The 16188-nt window shown below is 62.6% G+C and carries 13 protein-coding genes; 3 read left to right on the plus strand and 10 right to left on the minus strand.

Annotated elements, in window-relative coordinates; genetic code table 11:
* Positions 1–35 precede the first annotated feature (35 nt).
* The 10 genes from ACP2YP_RS32115 to ACP2YP_RS32160 all read right to left on the minus strand — a co-directional run bounded on the left by ACP2YP_RS32115 (position 36) and on the right by ACP2YP_RS32160 (position 13579).
* Positions 36–1205: a hypothetical protein gene (locus ACP2YP_RS32115; RefSeq protein ID WP_426420214.1), complete on the minus strand. Its 1170-nt coding sequence runs from the start codon at positions 1203–1205 to the stop codon at positions 36–38.
* Positions 1206–1296: 91 nt separating this feature from the next.
* On the minus strand, positions 1297–2856 hold the full coding sequence (gene mctP / locus ACP2YP_RS32120) for a monocarboxylate uptake permease MctP (RefSeq protein ID WP_426420215.1): 1560 nt from the start codon (positions 2854–2856) through the stop codon (positions 1297–1299).
* A 68-nt stretch (positions 2857–2924) separates the two neighbouring features.
* On the minus strand, positions 2925–3176 hold the full coding sequence (locus ACP2YP_RS32125) for a DUF3311 domain-containing protein (RefSeq protein ID WP_426420216.1): 252 nt from the start codon (positions 3174–3176) through the stop codon (positions 2925–2927).
* A gap of 351 nt (positions 3177–3527) precedes the next feature.
* Entirely contained in the window at positions 3528–4550 is a 1023-nt protein-coding gene (locus tag ACP2YP_RS32130; RefSeq protein ID WP_426420217.1) for an alpha/beta hydrolase, read from the minus strand.
* A 173-nt stretch (positions 4551–4723) separates the two neighbouring features.
* A complete protein-coding gene (locus tag ACP2YP_RS32135) occupies positions 4724–5047 on the minus strand; it encodes a hypothetical protein (RefSeq protein ID WP_426420218.1) in 324 nt (107 codons plus the stop codon).
* Positions 5048–5078: 31 nt separating this feature from the next.
* The gene (locus ACP2YP_RS32140; RefSeq protein WP_426420219.1) at positions 5079–9908 is read right to left on the minus strand and encodes an NAD-glutamate dehydrogenase; all 4830 of its coding nucleotides are present in this window, start codon (positions 9906–9908) and stop codon (positions 5079–5081) included.
* A gap of 640 nt (positions 9909–10548) precedes the next feature.
* Positions 10549–10920 (minus strand): MarR family transcriptional regulator, encoded by a 372-nt coding sequence (locus ACP2YP_RS32145; RefSeq protein WP_426420220.1) that lies wholly within the window; start codon positions 10918–10920, stop codon positions 10549–10551.
* A complete protein-coding gene (locus ACP2YP_RS32150) occupies positions 10917–11117 on the minus strand; it encodes a hypothetical protein (protein WP_426420221.1) in 201 nt (66 codons plus the stop codon). The genes ACP2YP_RS32145 and ACP2YP_RS32150 overlap by 4 nt, the downstream gene beginning before the upstream one ends.
* A gap of 26 nt (positions 11118–11143) precedes the next feature.
* On the minus strand, positions 11144–11881 hold the full coding sequence (locus ACP2YP_RS32155; protein ID WP_426420222.1) for a COG4280 domain-containing protein: 738 nt from the start codon (positions 11879–11881) through the stop codon (positions 11144–11146).
* 942 nt (positions 11882–12823) lie between these two features.
* Positions 12824–13579 carry a transporter gene (locus ACP2YP_RS32160; RefSeq protein ID WP_426420223.1) on the minus strand — a complete coding sequence of 252 codons (756 nt, stop codon included), beginning with the start codon at positions 13577–13579 and terminating at the stop codon, positions 12824–12826.
* Between the two features lie 97 nt (positions 13580–13676).
* Here ACP2YP_RS32160 and ACP2YP_RS32165 point away from each other — a divergent pair, with 97 nt between their 5' ends.
* Genes ACP2YP_RS32165 through ACP2YP_RS32175 form a run of 3 tightly spaced genes read left to right on the plus strand, consistent with a single transcriptional unit; the run spans position 13677 to position 16163 of the window.
* Complete coding sequence (locus ACP2YP_RS32165) at positions 13677–14555, plus strand: MurR/RpiR family transcriptional regulator (RefSeq protein ID WP_426420224.1); 879 nt, start codon at positions 13677–13679, stop codon at positions 14553–14555.
* Between the two features lie 58 nt (positions 14556–14613).
* The gene (locus ACP2YP_RS32170; protein ID WP_426420225.1) at positions 14614–15387 is read left to right on the plus strand and encodes a hypothetical protein; all 774 of its coding nucleotides are present in this window, start codon (positions 14614–14616) and stop codon (positions 15385–15387) included.
* Between the two features lie 23 nt (positions 15388–15410).
* Positions 15411–16163: a hypothetical protein gene (locus ACP2YP_RS32175; protein WP_426420226.1), complete on the plus strand. Its 753-nt coding sequence runs from the start codon at positions 15411–15413 to the stop codon at positions 16161–16163.
* Positions 16164–16188 lie beyond the last annotated feature (25 nt).

Genomic DNA, 16188 nt, shown 5'->3' on the forward strand with positions numbered 1-16188 from the left:
CCCGCATTCGCGGGGCCCTTTGTTGAGCACGGACCCTAATGCGCTTCAATTTGCGGCGAGCCTTTTGGCTTTGCTGCTTGCGGGTGGGGCGGATGCGGCGCAGCGACAACTTGCCGTGGTGCTGGCGAGGCGGGTGGATGCTGGGGCGGCTTCGAGACGGCGGCGACGGCCGGTTTCGGTGGCGGCGGCGCTGCGGTGGCCGGTTTCGGCTCGACATTTGCCGGCTTCGCTGCAGCATTCAGTGGCTTTGCTTCCGGTCTGACCAACGCATTCGACGGCTTGGGCAACGCTCCATTCGTTGTCGCGGCATGCTCCGGGCCAGTGGGTCCCTTGTTGTCAAGTGGCTTGTTTGCAGCTGGAGGATTGTTCGCGAGAGGCTTATTCGCGGGCGGGGTGGTCGCAAGCGGCTTGCTCTCCAGCGGCTTGTTGGCGATCGCATTCTGCGCCGGCACCGTGGGAGCGACCGCCGCGGACGGCTGCGGCAGCGGCTTCGGTCCCGGCTTGGCTTCCCGTGCAGCTACAATGCCCTTGCCGGTGAACTCGCCGGGCTTGGCTGTCGCAGCGATCGCCGGCCGACCGTGGTTCTCGGAGGCGAGCAGCGCTCTGTTCGTGCTCGCAAGATGTTGTTGCTGGGTCTGCGCGGGCGCAGGAGCAACGTGGTGATCTTGCGCAGCAGCCTGCTCTTGCGGCGTCGGCTGAGCCGTGACTCCACCGCTGCCGCCGTTGAAGCTGACTCGCGTGATGCTGTTGTTGATCACCGTCTTGTTGTAGACGTTGGTGACGGTGACGCTGCCGAAATTATTGACGGTGCTGTTGTAGGCGAGCACGCCGTTGTTCCAGTGGCCACCTTCATAGCCGAGGCCGCCGTAGCCGAACCCATAGTTGACGCCACCGTAGAAGCCGACATGCGGTCCCCAATAGCCGTCGTTCCATGCGTAGACGCCGTTACGCCACCCCCAATAACCGGGCGTCCACAACAGGCCCACGGCCGGCGGCTCCACCCAAGTGCCCGGAACCCAGTAATATCCGTCCGGGCCGTACGCCCAGTACCCGGGCGTCCAAATGTATCCAGGCGCGGGAAGCGGCGGTTGCTCGTAGACCGGAAGCTCCGGTGGGGCGAACGTAATGCTGAGGATTTGGGCTTGGGAGACAGATGGAACGACCAGCGCGGCAAGAATCCCGATGATGAATCGAAAGCGTCGCATGTGTGTTCCTTCCATAGGAGCTAGTTCCCCACGAATCGGAACGATGCTGAGCGAATGACGCGACATTGTGGCGCACACATTCACCGAGCATTCATTGCGCGTGACGCAACGGCGCCCGATATTCGGCTGCAAGGGTCTCGTCGCCCGAAGCGCTGCTCATGAGATTGAACAGCGGCGTGAGGACGAGCGTCAGAACGAGGTTGATGATCACGGCATACAGCGCGGAATAGCCGGGGAAAGTGAACGCGCCGACCGCAAGGGCGTAGGTCGGGGTAAGGTTCGCGGCGACGAACATTGCGCTGCCGGCGACAATTCCCGCGGCCCATCCGATCAGGAGTGCCCACTCGTTGAACCAGCGCGTGTAGACGCCAAGCATCACGGCAGGCAATGTCTGGATGATCCAGATTCCGCCGAGGAGCTGCAGGTAGATCGCATATTTCGACGGCACGAAGACGATGAAGGCCAGTGCGCCGAACTTGACGATGAGCGACACCCACTTTGCCATCTGCGCTTCCTGCTTGTCGGTGGGCGCGCGGTTGATGAACTCGCGGTGAATGTTGCGCGTGTAGAGACTGGCGGCGGCGATCGACATGATCGCAGCCGGCACGAGCGCTCCGATGCCGATGGCGGCAAAGGCGATGCCGACAAACCATGACGGGAAGCTGTGGAGGAACAGGGCGGGCACCGCAAAGTTGTTGCCGAACTGTTGGAAGCCGGCTGCATATTCGGGAAGCGTGCTGACACCTGCGGCAATGGCGAAGAAGCCGACGAGCGCAAGCAGGCCGAGCATCAATGAATACGCCGGCAGCAGAGCCGCGTTGCGTCGAACGGCGTGTCCGCTGCTGGCGCTCAGGATACCTGTGATCGAATGGGGGTAAAGGAAGAGCGCAAGCGCCGATCCGAGCGCCAACGTCGCGTAGGCTCCGTACGCCCCGGTCGTGTTGGCACCGGGAGCCGCCAGCAGGAGTTTCTGGGCCGGCACGGCCGCGAAGATGTTTTCAAAGCCGCCAAGCTGTATGGGAACGACGATGACGGCGGCGAACGCCGTGATGTAAATCAGGACGTCCTTGACGATGGCGATTGAGGCGGGAGCCCGCAGTCCGCTCGAATAGGTGAAGGCGGCGAGAATGATGAACGCGAAGAGCAGCGGCAGGTCGCCAGTGTAGCCTTCGCCCGAAACGCCCATCGCGCCAATCACGACCTGCAGCCCGACGAGCTGGAGCGCAATATAGGGCAACGTTGCGACGATGCCGGTAACCGCCATCGCCAGCGCGAGCCAGCGATTGCCGAAGCGCCCGCGGACGAAATCGGCGGCCGTGATGTAATTGTGCCGGTGGCAGACGTACCAAAGCCGCGGAAAAACCAGGAAGAGAATCGGATAAACGACGATCGTATACGGGACAGCGAAGAAGGCGACCGCGCCGGCCCCGAAAGCCAGCGCCGGAACGGCAATGAAGGTGTAGGCCGTGTAGAGGTCGCCGCCGATCAAGAACCAGGTGACGACGGTGCCGAAGCGACGTCCGCCAAGCCCCCATTCGTGCAACTGGTCAAGATCACCCCTGCGCCACCGCGCTGCGGCGAAGCCGAGCCACGTGATCAGGGCAAATAGCACCAGGAAGATGATCAAGGCAGTCCAGTTGACGTCCTGCACGGCACTTCTCCCGATTTGCCCTCCTTCGTTATCGTCTCCCCTCTTGCTCGATCGTGCCCGCGGTCAGGTTACTCCTCCGTCGCGAAATAAACGATTGCGGTCAGGATGGCTCCAAGGATGACCCAGAGAAGCTGGTACCAGTAGAAGAATGGGATGCCGATGAGATCTGGTTTGGCCATGTTGTAGAACGGCGGCCAGAGAACGGCGATAAATTGAATGAGGAAGAGCAGGTACCACCAGCTCCATCCGGCGCGTTTTTCGTCCTGCCGGCCGGTGGCTGCTTCCTCGATGCTGGATCTCGAACCGACGCCATTTGACATGGAGACCTCCTTCACCGAGGTGCCCCAATGCCGGTCAATGATGCGGACGGAGCGGAGCTACCCTCGATGATCCCGGCGGCGAAAGCTGGGGCTCGTCACCTTCCCACGCAGCCTTCTCATTCGCATCTAACGCAACACCTGTTCCCGAGTTCCATCCGCCTTTCGGCTATTCATTCCTTTTGGTAGGTATTTCAATGGTGTACGAGTTCGCGGTTCTGTTCTGAACGGCGCGCCATTTCGGTACAGAACCGGGCCCTCCGAAACCTGCCGTTTTTGCGCTTGAAGCCGCAACGAGCATGCGCAGCAGCACGCTTTTCGCCCAGCGTCGCACGGCCCAGCGCAGGCGCCTTCTTACGCGGTCGTACCGTCGATCGAGCGGCGGATCACCCGCTGCACTTCCGCATTCGATAAAAACAGATCGTGGTTGATGATGCCCCAGCCTTCCTGGGAAGCATCGACCACGTGCACGCCGAGCCGCTCGATAGTGGCCTTCTCGGCGGCGCCGACCCTCGTCATTCCGCCTGCGATCTGCCCCGACAGCGCCAGTGCGCGATCGTTTGTCGCGGCGATCACGGTGATCTTGCCAGCAAGCGGACCGATGCGGTGAATCGCCGACGAGAACACGTCCATGTCGATATCGGGCGCGGCAAACACCACCGCGCCGATCTTGGCTGTAACGGTGTCGCCGTATCGCGCGTAGACCTGACGCAGGCTTTCAAGCGTCAGCATGGTTCCCATGCTGTGCGCAACGATATGCACGCGGCCGCCGCCTGGAGCCGACACGATGGAAGAGAGCACGCGTTCGAAATCGTCGCGGGACCACATCGCGCTGTCGCGGTCATAGGCATAGTCGAACAGTCCTGCCCTGGAGGGCCAGGAGAACACCATGGTCCGGCCGCGGAACTTGATCCCATCGGAGAGATGGGCGGCATCGAGCGCCGCCGTCTCGAATGTCTGCTTGAAGCCGTGGACATAGATCAGCACGTCTCCTCCCCCGCCGGCCTGCGCGAGGAGATCGCCAACATCGGCCGACATCGGTTCGACCCGATCAAGGCGCCAATCGCCAAGTCCGACCGAGGCGAGAGAAAGACGGCTCTCGTCCGGCGCCACCAGCTTCGCCCGCGCGACCGTCATTGCGGTCGCGCGCTCCGGCCCGAACCAGGGTTTGGTGCGACCGCCGTTCACGGGCTTGCGCGTGGTGGTGACGAGCAATGTGGGGTCAACGGAGAGGGACGACGCATCGAAGCGCGCGCCGCTCGCGCCCAAGCCTGCGCATCCGCCAAGCGCGAGGCAGCTGCCTGCCGACACAAGCCCGCCCACGAGCGCGCGGCGCGACACGAGAGTCTTACGTTGCAGAAGATGTCGGACGATCACACGGAACCTTCGGGAACACTGCCCATCATTTGCCTCGCCCTGATAGCTCCGTGAATGACGATGGCGGCGAGAAAAGGGCGGTCCGGTTCCGCTTCAATCAGAACCGATCAGTGGTGGCGCCGATGCCGGCTCCGGCTCGGGATGCTTGCCATGACCGTGATGCAGGTCGCGGATCAAGGCTTCATCCTTGCCACAACTTCAGGCCGGTTTGTCTCGAGCCAGGCCAGAGCTTCCGGCCCGTCGACGACACACTCGAAGGTTTCCCAGGTCGGGTCCTCCAAAGACTCCGCTTGAAGTCGCTTCGCCGCATATTCGACGAGGTCGTGCAAGCGTTCATATCCTCGTCGGCGCTCGAGCGACTCTGCAATCGCTGCGCTCGTCCAATCTCGCCGGGCCAGATCGATGATGCGCAGAGCGTCGGCCTCGCTGAACCAGGGTGTGGCATCGAACTCGAGACAGACGACGTTGTCGGCGGTGTGGCAAGTCGCGTGGATCATTGGATCCTCCGTTTGCGGGCGCGGGCGCCTATCAGCCCTTGACCAGATCCCCCAGCAGGTTCGCCGCCACGGTCAGCTTGGCGAGCGTCAGGCCGCTGGCAGCAATCTCCTCGACCGAGCGGCGGATGCGCGTCGCTTCGGGGTGAGCCGCGAGCCAGGTCTCGACGGCCTGCTGGCCAGACTGGCCGGTTGCCAGCATATCCGCGGTCAGTCTTCTCTCGGCGCCCGCGATCTGCTCAACGGCGCGATCGATGGCCATGCGTTCGAAATAATCGCTTGCCGGCACGCTGCGCGCGGCGGCGATGATACGGTCGAGACGGAAATTCGCTTCCGCAGCGAAGAAGGTCGCCGCCGCATCGCCGATGGCGCGGGTGGTGCGCTCGGCAATCGTCACGATATCGGGTGCCGAGACCAGGGTGTCGAGATCGGCGAGTTCGCCGGCGAGGCCGATCGGGACACCGGCGTCGGCGAGTTCCTGCCGGCGCTTGGCACGTGCGGTCTGCAAGTCCGGCGGCAGAGTGGTGTCGAGCCCGGCGACGATCTGGCGGATAGCCGGGCCGAAGCGCGCGACGACCGCCTCCAGCCCGTCCTTGAAATCGACATTGCGCACATACCAGACCATGCGGGAGAGCAGGAGGTCCTGGATCGCCGCGTAGAGGCTGAGCTGCAGCTGCCCGTCGATTCGTGTGTCGAGCGCGTCGATCGCGTCATTGAGCCGCCTGAGCTCGTAGATCGCGTCCACCGCCACCTGCGCCATGACGATGGTCGAGATATCGGCGTCGGTCTCGTCAGTCAGGCGTACGATGCAGGCCGGGCCCCCGCGGTTGATCACGGCATTGGCGAGACTGGTCGCGACGATCTCGCGTCGGAGGCGATGGAGCTCGACCGCGGTCGGGAATTTGTCGGGAACCTGGTGCGGAAAATACAGGGACAGTCTGCGGGCGAGATAAGGATCATCAGGTACGCCGGTGGCGAGCAGGTCGTCGTAGAGCGTCAGCTTGGCATAAGCGAGCAACACGGCCAGTTCAGGCCGCGTCAGGGACTGCCCGCGCCTTGTGCGCTCGGCGAGCGCTGCGTCGTCGGGCAAGAACTCCACCGCGCGGCTGAGCAGGCCGCGCTGCTCGAGCGACTGCATCAGGCGGGTGAGGAAGCCGGTCTCGGCCATGCCCTTGCGTTCGGCGAGCGAGAGCGCCAGCGTCTGCAGATAGTTGTTGCGCAGCACCAGCGCGCCGACCTCGTCGGTCATCGCGGCAAGCAGTGTGTTGCGGTCAGCCGGGCTGAGGCGTCCCTCGCGCTCGGGGCGCGCCAGCGCGATCTTGATGTTGACCTCGATGTCGGAGGTGTTCACGCCGGCCGAATTGTCGATCGCGTCGGTGTTGAGCCTGACGCCCTTCTGCGCCGCTTCAATGCGGCCGCGCTGGGTGACACCGAGATTGGCACCTTCGCCGATCACCCGGGCGCGCACGTCGCCGCCCGTGATGCGGATCGCATCGTTGGCGCGGTCGCCGGCCTGATCGTCGCTTTCCCCGGAGGAGCGGACATAGGTGCCGATACCGCCAAACCACAAGAGGTCCGCGCGCGCCTTCAGGATCGCCGTCATCACCTCGAAAGGCGTGGCTTGCGGCTTGTCGAGATCGAGCAGGGTGCGCACTTCCGGCGCGAGCGGGATCGCCTTGAGCTGGCGCGAGAACACGCCGCCGCCTTCCGAGATCAGCGACTTGTTGTAGTCCTGCCAGCTCGAACGCGGCAGGTCGAACAGGCGCTTGCGCTCGGCGAAGCTGATCGAAGGATCAGGCGAGGGATCGATGAAGATGTCGCGATGATCGAAAGCCGCCACAAGCCTTGTCGCCGGCGAGAGCAGCATGCCATTGCCGAAAACGTCGCCGGACATGTCGCCCACGCCGACCACGGTGAACGGCATGGTCTGAATGTTGGTGCCGAGCTCGCGGAAGTGGCGCTTGACCGCCTCCCAGGCGCCGCGCGCCGTGATCCCCATCTTCTTGTGGTCGTAGCCCTGGCTGCCGCCGGAGGCGAAGGCGTCGCCGAGCCAATGGTTCTTCTCGGCCGAGATCGCGTTGGCGATGTCGGAGAAGGTGGCGGTGCCCTTGTCGGCGGCGACGACGAGGTAGGGGTCGTCGCCGTCATGCCGCACGGTCAAGTCGGGCGGCACGACGATGTCGCCGTCGAGATTGTCGGTGAGTTCGAGCAGCGAGCGAACGAAGATGCGATAGGCTTCGGTGCCCTCCGCGAGCCACGCCTCGCGATCGGAGGGCGGCGGCAGCCGCTTGGGCACGAAGCCGCCCTTGGCGCCGACCGGCACGATCACGGCGTTCTTGACCTGCTGCGCCTTGACCAGGCCGAGGATTTCGGTGCGGAAATCCTGCGGCCGATCGGACCAGCGCAAGCCCCCGCGCGCAACCTTGCCGAAGCGCAGGTGAATGCCTTCGACACGAGGTGAGTAGACGAAGATCTCGTAGAGAGGTCGTGGCGCCGGCAGGTCGTCGATCCGGCGCGCGTCGAACTTGAAGGAGATCACCGGACGCGGATGTCCATCCCGGCCGACCTGCCACAGATTGGTGCGGATGGTTGCCTGCACCAGATTGGTGAAACGGCGCAGGATGCGGTCTTCGTCGAGCGATGCGACGGACTTGAGCTGCTCCTCGATCTCGGCGAGGAGAGTTGTCTCGCGCGCCGAACGCTCGCGATCGGTAAGGACGAGGCGCGGATCGCGGCGGGCCTGGAATAGCGCGACGAGGTTGGCCGTGATCGCGGCGTTCTTGCGCAAGGTCTCCCACATATAGTCCTGGGTGAACGGAGCACGGATCTGGTGCAAATAGCGCGACAGCGCCCGGATGGTCGAGACCTCCCGCCAGCCCAGGGCCGTGCGCAGGATCAAGGCATTGTACCCGTCGGATTCGGCGCGATCGGTGACGACTGCCATGATCGAGGCTTCCAGGCGCTGGCTGAACTCCGGGCCGATCTCGATCGGCTGGCCGTCGCTGGTCTCGATCGTCATGTCGTGCAGCCAGACCGGCTCAGGCCTGTTACCGGGCACGATCTGATAGGTGCGTTCGTTGACCACACGCAGGCCGTGATTTTCGATCACCGGCACGCGGTAGGACAGCGACAGCGGTGCGGCGTCCGAAAATACCTTCAGGCCGAAGCGCCTGGGATCGTCCTCGTCCTCGAAGCGGTGGACCGAAATCGTCACCGGGCGGGCTGGCGTGAGCTTTTCGATCGTCGTGATATCGGTGATCGCCTGTTCCGCGCCGAACACCTCGGTATAGCCGCCGCTAAAGGCCCGGCCATATCGGTTGGTGAGCATGCGCGCCCGCATGCCATCGGTCGATGCGGCGAGCGCGGCCTTCAGCTTGTCGGCCCAGGTTGCGGCAATGGCGCTGATGCCGGCTTCGAGCGTGGCGCGCTCGACGACGGGAGTTTTGCCTTCATAGCGCCCGATGATGTAGTGGACGCGCGCAAGTGATCCTTCGGGGAAGGACACGTAAGAGGCCGACAGGGTCCCCTTGAAGACCTGCGACAGGAATGCCCCGACGCGCGTGCGCACGTCGGTGTCGTATTTGTCGCGCGGAATGAAGGTGAGGATCGAGACGAAGCGATCGAACTTGTCGACCCGCGCCAGCGCCCGGACGCGGGGGCGCTCGTAGAGGATCAGGACCTCCATGATGAAATTGTAGAGGGTGTCAACGTCGACCTGGAAAAGCTCGTCACGCGGATAATCTTCGAGAATGTGCATCAGCGCCTTGCCCGAATGGCTGTTCGGGTCGAAGCCGGCGCGCTGCAGCGCCCGTGTCACCTTGTGGCGGACATAAGGGATCTGCCGTACCGAGCGGGTGTAGGCGCCCGAGGTGAACAGGCCGACGACGCGCAACTCGCCCTCCAGCCGGCCGTCGGGCGTGTATAGCTTGATGCCCACATAATCCATCCGGATGCGGCGATGGACGCGGCTACTGACATTGGCCTTGATGACGATCAGCAGGGTCGGCTCGCGCATGAACTCGCGAATTTCCGACGTCATCACCACCATCTCGCTGCCGCGACGCAGGACCTTCACGTCGGGATCGCGCAGGATGCCGAGGCCTTCGCGGGTCGTGATGTCGTCAGACGCATCGCTGTCGGACGAGAAGCGATATTCGCGTACGCCGAGAAAGGTGAAATTGTCGGCGCAGAGCCATTGCAGGAACTGGTTGGCTTCGGCGACCTCGTCGATCGGCAGCGGCGGCGGATCGGAAGAGAAAGTCTTGATCGCTTCCTCGACGCGGTCACGCATGGCGCGCCAGTCGGTGACGCAGGCGCGGACGTCGTTCAACGTCCGGGTGAGGCCGTCGATCAGCTTCTGGCGATCGGCATCGGCATCCAGGCGGGTGATGTGGAGGTGAATCAGGCTTTCGCGCGTGCCCTTTGCTCCCTCCGGGAGTGCTTCGCCGTAGAAGCGCAGCAGCTTGCCCTCATCATCGCGTTCCACGGCGATGATCGGGTGAGCGACGAGGGTGACTTCGATGCCCTGCTCGGCGAGCTCCGCCATGGTGGAATCGAACAGGAAGGGCATGTCGTCATTGAGAATTTCGAGCACGGAAATCTCGCGCCCGTCCGGCATCATCGGGTTGACGACGCGGATATCGGCGCTGCCTGCCGTGCGCCGCTGCACGTGTTCCCAGGCTTGCTCGGCCAGGAGGGCTAGCGAAGCGGCATCGTGATTGGCGAGGTCCTCGATATTGGTGTAGCCGAACAAAGGCTCGGCAAAGGCCCGTGGGCTCTTGCCCGGCTGTACGTTGCCCGCCGCATCGCGGATCAGAGTTGCCCGTGCCGCCCTGTCATCACGCCACGCCATAATGTCCTCCATTTGCCGCGCCGTCCGACCGGTGCCGCGATCATCAGCTTGATTCTGGAGTGCATCTCTTCGAGCGCCGCGATCGAATGCTACGCGAAATCCTCGGTCTCGAAGCGTCGACGGCTTCCGACCACAATACTACGATCCCGGAGCGAAAGGCGCGCGCTGTCGTGCGACCTGCTGAAATCCCGGACGACAACGGGAGCGGCCGAAGTCGGCGCCGACGGCCGTGGAACCATTTGACGGGCGAGAAAAATCGCAAGCAATTTCAATCGTATATGAGTTCGTTGTTTTGTTCCAATGGCGCGCCATTTCGGAATCCACTATTGGCGCCAAAATCGGCCGGTTCTTCGATTGATCCAGTCAAGCTGTCGAGTTGAGTGCATCTTGACGGCCGGCCGGCTAATGGGTGTCGCCGTAATCCCGTCATCCCACTTTTAGGGGTGGCCCCACCAATGCGATTTCGAATGGTAGCCAAAATGCTGTGTCCGTCGGCGCCATCGCGTTTGCCTTGGTCATTTCCAAGAAGAATGCCTCCGCATGTCGATCGAGGGTAGACCGGAATATCCGACCTGCGGCCACAAACGGCGCTTTTGACCCTCAACAGACATGCCGACCTTGTCTTACTTGCTTGCACCGAGCTACGCGCCCGTCAAATCGAACTGGGCCTTCGATACAGCAGTCCCTTCTTTTTCAGCGCCTTCGACTGGGTCGTCACGAACGACGGCTCGACGTGAGGCAGCTTCGCGACGACATTTACAGCGACGCCGTCGTCTTTGAATAATGCCATCAGGATCTTAAACTGCGGATGGCTTATCCCTCGCGCGCTCGCCCGGATCTGATGGATCTCCTCGAGATAAACACTGATTGAATCAATCTCCCACGCGAGCTGCCCTGTCGGCATTGGCTCCGTTGGCGATACTTCCGATTTCGTATTTCGCTCGTCTGGCAATATGGACCGTCGATGCGGCTGCCCGGTGCCGCACTGCGGCTCAGGGTGCCAATGGCGTCGATGCCAGGTCACACCTGATCTCCGTCGATGCGCGCCTTCCGACTCTCTTTGGCTGCTCTCATCGTATTCATGACGAGCAAGCTCGGGCAGCCCAACGCCAACGCCAAACCGGCGACGAGCGGTGAGTCCGGCAGCAACGTTGCCAGGATGGCCGATCCCGCGACGATGCCAATGATCGCCAGCGCGAGGGCGCCATCGTCTACGAACAATCCGATCACTTCCCGTAGAGCGCCCCTCATGCAGCGACCCTCGAACCGAGGCCGCGCGCGAGCCCGATCGCGGCGGATCCAGTGCCCAGAAAGACCACCGCGAAAGCGATGATCGCCAGATCCGCTCCGGGCCAGGCAATGCCAAGCCCCTCCCCCGTCCAGAACACGCCGAAAGCCGACAGCAGGACCCCAACGACGAACTTGAGAGCGTTTTCGGGAACCTTCGCCAGTGGACGATGGATGGCCAGGCCAAGCAACAGGACCGTGATGCAGGCCACACCGGCGCCGGCGACGGCGGACAACATTCCCCGCTCGGCGCCCAGGGCGATTACCACGAAGACGACCTCCAGTCCCTCCAGAAGAACCGCCTTGAACGCAGTGAGCGTAGCAATTCTGTCCAGCCTCATCTCCTTCCGGTCCGCCAAGGCCTGAAGCTCGGAAGTCTCGGCTGCGAACGCCGCTTCCTCGTCGTGCAGCGCGATCAACCCGGCCGCGCGCAAGATGGCCTTTCGCATCCACCGGAGGCCAAACAGGAGGAGAAGAACCCCGACGACGAATTGAAGCAGATGAAGCGGGACCCGATCCAGCGCAGGTCCAAGCACAAAGACAATCGCCGTCAGCGCGGCCAACCCCGCGAAAAGGCCGACCATAGCGGGGCGCCAGCCCCTTACGGTCGCCACCGCCAGGACAACGGTCAGAGCCTCCACAGCCTCCACGAGCGAAGCGAGGAAGGCGGCCGTCACGATGGGCCACGCCAAGTTCATGCCAATCCTTGCGCGCGCGCCGGCACCATTCCGGCGTTGGCTTGCCAACCGAGTTCGCCGGAACGGACCGGGTAGATCCAGTCCCGAGCCGAGGTCGTCCACTCAACGAGGGCGACGATAGCGTCGAGTTCGCCATTCAAATAATGCATTCTCCTTATGCTGACATGTCTCTTTTGAATTACAGCGAAGGAAGCATCCGGCCGTCCTGAAGCGGTATGAAGGGCAACTCAATCGGCTTGAAGAAGCATTGGGGAAAAGCGTCGCAGCCGGCGATGCAGAGGCCGCAGAAGCCATCAGAGACCTTGTCGATACGGTCACTGTGTTCCGGGATTCAGCCAGACCGGGTGGAGTAGCGGTGGAGATAGCAGGCCGTCCAAATGCCCTGCTTGGCGAAGCCGCCTACCCCAACCGGATAACGGGAGTGTGAGGAAGGTGGTAGCGGGAGACCGCTACAGTCCGAAACCCACTATTACGGGAGCGTTGTTTTCTTACCGGAGGGCAGCCTAACTCGCGAGGTTGTCAGCCCGTCAAAATCCGCCATTCTCGCGCGATTACTCGTCGCCCAAAATGGTGCTCGATAGGTTCAAATCCCGGACCGGCAACCATCTTTACCTGCGCCCCCTTGCGCCCATGACGACGATGCTGGTGGCTCAACCCGCCCGCGCCTGCTCTTTGTTGACGCCGACCAAGAGACCACGCGTCATGTTGAATAAAGCGGTTCATCGCGGTTCATTCAGAATTCGCCGGACAACAGCCATGGCGCTATTCCGCTCGCGCGGCATCCCCTTGGACGGCGGCGCCGCCTCCGCAGTGGCTGGCTGCGTCATTTCCGAGACAATGCTCTGTGCCATCCGCAGACGGCCCAGAGCGGGCTGCGGAACGGCGCTCGCAAGCTGCTGACAGTGCCGTACGTAGGCTCGCGCCATCCGGCGGACGGCCTGCTCAAAAGGTGAACAGCACAGACGCGTACCAGGAATATCGGTTGGTATCGTCCGTGTTCTGGGTGCCCCGCCTGACGTAGCCAAGCAGATGATAGTTGTCGGTTACATCATATCGCCAACCGACGCCAAGGCTGGTCGAGGCAGGCGTTCCCTGGGAATCCGCGGTTTGATGGAAGAGCTCACCCCCGATCTGAAGCTTAGGGAGCACCTGATAGGTCAGCACGGCGCCGGCCTGACAGAAATTCGCAGCGCGGATTTCGTTGAAGGTGCAGCCGCCTCCGCCGAAAGCGGACCACTGCTTGCCGAAGTCCTTCTGCACCCATACCGGCAGCAGCAATGATGCGTGATTGTCTCCTATGGCCCCCGACCCGCTGGGCAGGAATACGCGCGGAAACACGCTGACGTCGAGACCGAACGTATCCTGGTGTAAGAAGCGATACTTGGCGGCAAGCTCGACGTTGCCGAGCCCGACCCGAGTTCCGCCGCCGACAGTATCGTTGTAACCCGCCGGCAATGTCGCCGTGAGCTGGAGGTTTGGAGCCGCGCCGTAGTTGAAGTCCACTCCGGTCTCGCCCGCCGTACCCGCGCGCGTATTGGTGCCGTTATTGAACGTGTAAATCTCGAAATGGCCGGTCTCGGTAGGTTCGGGGTCGTCCGATACGAAAGGCGGTCCCGCCGCAGCCGGTCGAGCGAGCAGCGCCAGCAGCGCACCGGCTGAAATCAACCAAGCTGGCCAATGCGCGCGCTGTTTCACCATTTTGCTGCACGACCTTTTGGCTTGCGTCCCCGCCTTTCGGCCCCGTAGTGTATGCTACATCAGTCCACGCGAAGTACAATTTACTACAGCCGGAAACATGATCGTCAGGGCCGGAACCGGCGCACAACCCCGTGAACTCGACCGCAGGCTTGCTGAGGTAAAGCCGCAGCTTGCCGCTACAGGATTGCGCGTCGCCAACTTCATCGACGAGAATAGGCACATCGTTCTAGCGAGTTCGGCAGCGGCGCTGGGCGTAAGAATCGGCACCTCGGACGCGACGGTGCTCCGCACGATTCAGAGGCTGGGCTTTCCGAGTCTAGCCGATCTCAAATCTGAGATCCTAAAGTCGGAAGCAAATTCGACGCCGGCGGACGACATGCGGCGCAGCTTGATCGACCTCAAGCAGACAACGGGAGAGGCGCTGGATGACATCCTCGATGCTCACACCGATGGCCTCGCCGTCCTGCGCTCCGTGAAATGCCGAGCCCAAATAGCCGCCGCGGTTTCAATACTCGATACCGCCGCGCGCATCTGCGTGTTCGGCATCGGTCCATCGTCCGCACTTGCTGCATATGTCTCGATTTTGCTTGCCCGCAGTGGCCGTCGTGCTCGCACGATCAACGCGACCGGTTCCATGCTCGCCGATCAGTTGCTGGATCTTCGCTCGGGCGACGTTCTCATGATCCTCGCTTATGGCCGCCTCTATCGCGAGGTGAAAGCAGTATTCGCCGAAGCAAAAGCGCTCGGCCTTCGGACCGTATTGATCACGGAAGCGGCCGACGCGCCGCTTTCGAAAATGGCGGCCGCCTGCGTGGCGATCCCGCGCGGCCGGCCTGGCCGGATCGCACTGCACGGCGCAACTCTCGTCGGGCTCGAAGCGCTGGTGTTCTCGCTTGCCGCTGCAAATCCGGGCGCGGCACTGGCTTCCCTCGACAACCTCAATCGACTGAGGCGCGCGACCGAAGCACGGGGCTGAGTCGAAAAGCCCGTTCTGGGACAAAAACAAAAAGAGCAAAAGAAAGAAGGAGTCCCGGATGGATGGCGGCATCGAAACGAGCAAGGTTCCGGAAGTAACCCTGATCTTCTGGATCATCAAGATTTTGGCCACGACGCTAGGCGAAACGGGGGGTGACGCTGTGTCGATGTCCATGAACCTCGGATACGCGGTGAGTAGCGCGATCTTCATCGGGCTCTTTTTAATAGCGGTCGCCGTAGAGATCCTGGCGCGGAAATTCCATCCCTTCCTCTACTGGTTCGTAGTTGTTGCCACGACGACGGCCGGCACGACCATGGCCGATCTCGCGGACCGTTCGCTCGGCATCGGCTATCCGGGGGGATCGTCGCTGCTCTTCGCGCTGCTAATGGCCTCCCTTTTCGTCTGGTACCGCTCGGAAGGATCGATCTCGGTCAACACCGTTTCGAATCCACGTGTCGAGTCGTTCTACTGGGTTTCGATCCTGTTCTCGCAGACGCTCGGCACGGCACTCGGCGACTGGATGGCGGACACCAATGGTCTCGGTTACGAAGGTGGTGCCCTTGTGTTCGGCGTCGGGCTCGCCCTGATCGCCGCGGCCTACTATTTCACCTCCGCCTCGCGAACCGCGTTGTTCTGGGCCGCCTTCATTCTGACCCGACCGCTGGGCGCGACCCTCGGCGATCTGCTCGACAAGCCATTGGCCAACGGCGGACTTGCGTTCAGCCGGTACTATGCCTCAGCGATCCTCGCGGCGCTCATCATTGCCTGCGTGGCCTTGCTCCCACAGCGCGCCGGCACCCATCCGGCTCAGCCCGAACGGAGCCGGATCTGACCGACCACTGACAGGACAAATTGATGAAACCGATCCACCTCCCCACATTGGGGCCCCGCTATTGGACTGCGCTCTGCATCGCCAGCGTGTTCGGGGCCAACATGGGCGATTTCTTCGCTCATAACCTCGGTCTCGGCCACGTCGGCGGGCTGCCGTTCCTTGCCATCGCGCTCGCCGTCATCATTTTGGCCGAACGGTTCGACGAGATCCGGCACCAAGCCTATTATTGGATGGCCATCATCATCGTCCGGACAGCCGCGACTAATTTCGCTGACTTCACCGCGGGCGATCTCAAATTGCCGCGTGTGTGGGTCATGGTGGTACTGGCGATCCTTCTGGCCACGGTGGTCTGGTCGAGTTGGCGATTCGCCTGGCGGCACTTGGCCAACAAGACAGACGAGGTGCTCCGCGCCGACCTTGGCTACTGGGTATGCATGTTCCTCGCCGGGACGCTCGGCACGGAGATCGGTGACTATTGCTCGCACAATCTGAAATTCGGCGACGGCGGCGCAGCAATATTGCTGTCCCCGGTAGTGGTTCTGCTGTTCGTAGTCGGTAGAGGCGGACGACTCCTGCTGTTGCCGGTATATTGGACGATGGTGGTCATGATTAGAGCTGCAGGGACGGCGGTAGGAGACTATCTGAGCAGTCGTCACATGCTCGGGCTGCCGCTGAGCACAACTCTCACCGGGATTGCGTTCATTGCTCTGCTAATGGTCTGGAAGGAGGCATCGAGGTCGGACAACGTTGGCGAAACGGTGAGCGAGCGAGCCTAACCATGGCCTTGGAGTTCCCGTCTAA

Source organism: Bradyrhizobium genosp. A (assembly GCF_049949275.1).
Lineage (GTDB): Bacteria > Pseudomonadota > Alphaproteobacteria > Rhizobiales > Xanthobacteraceae > Bradyrhizobium.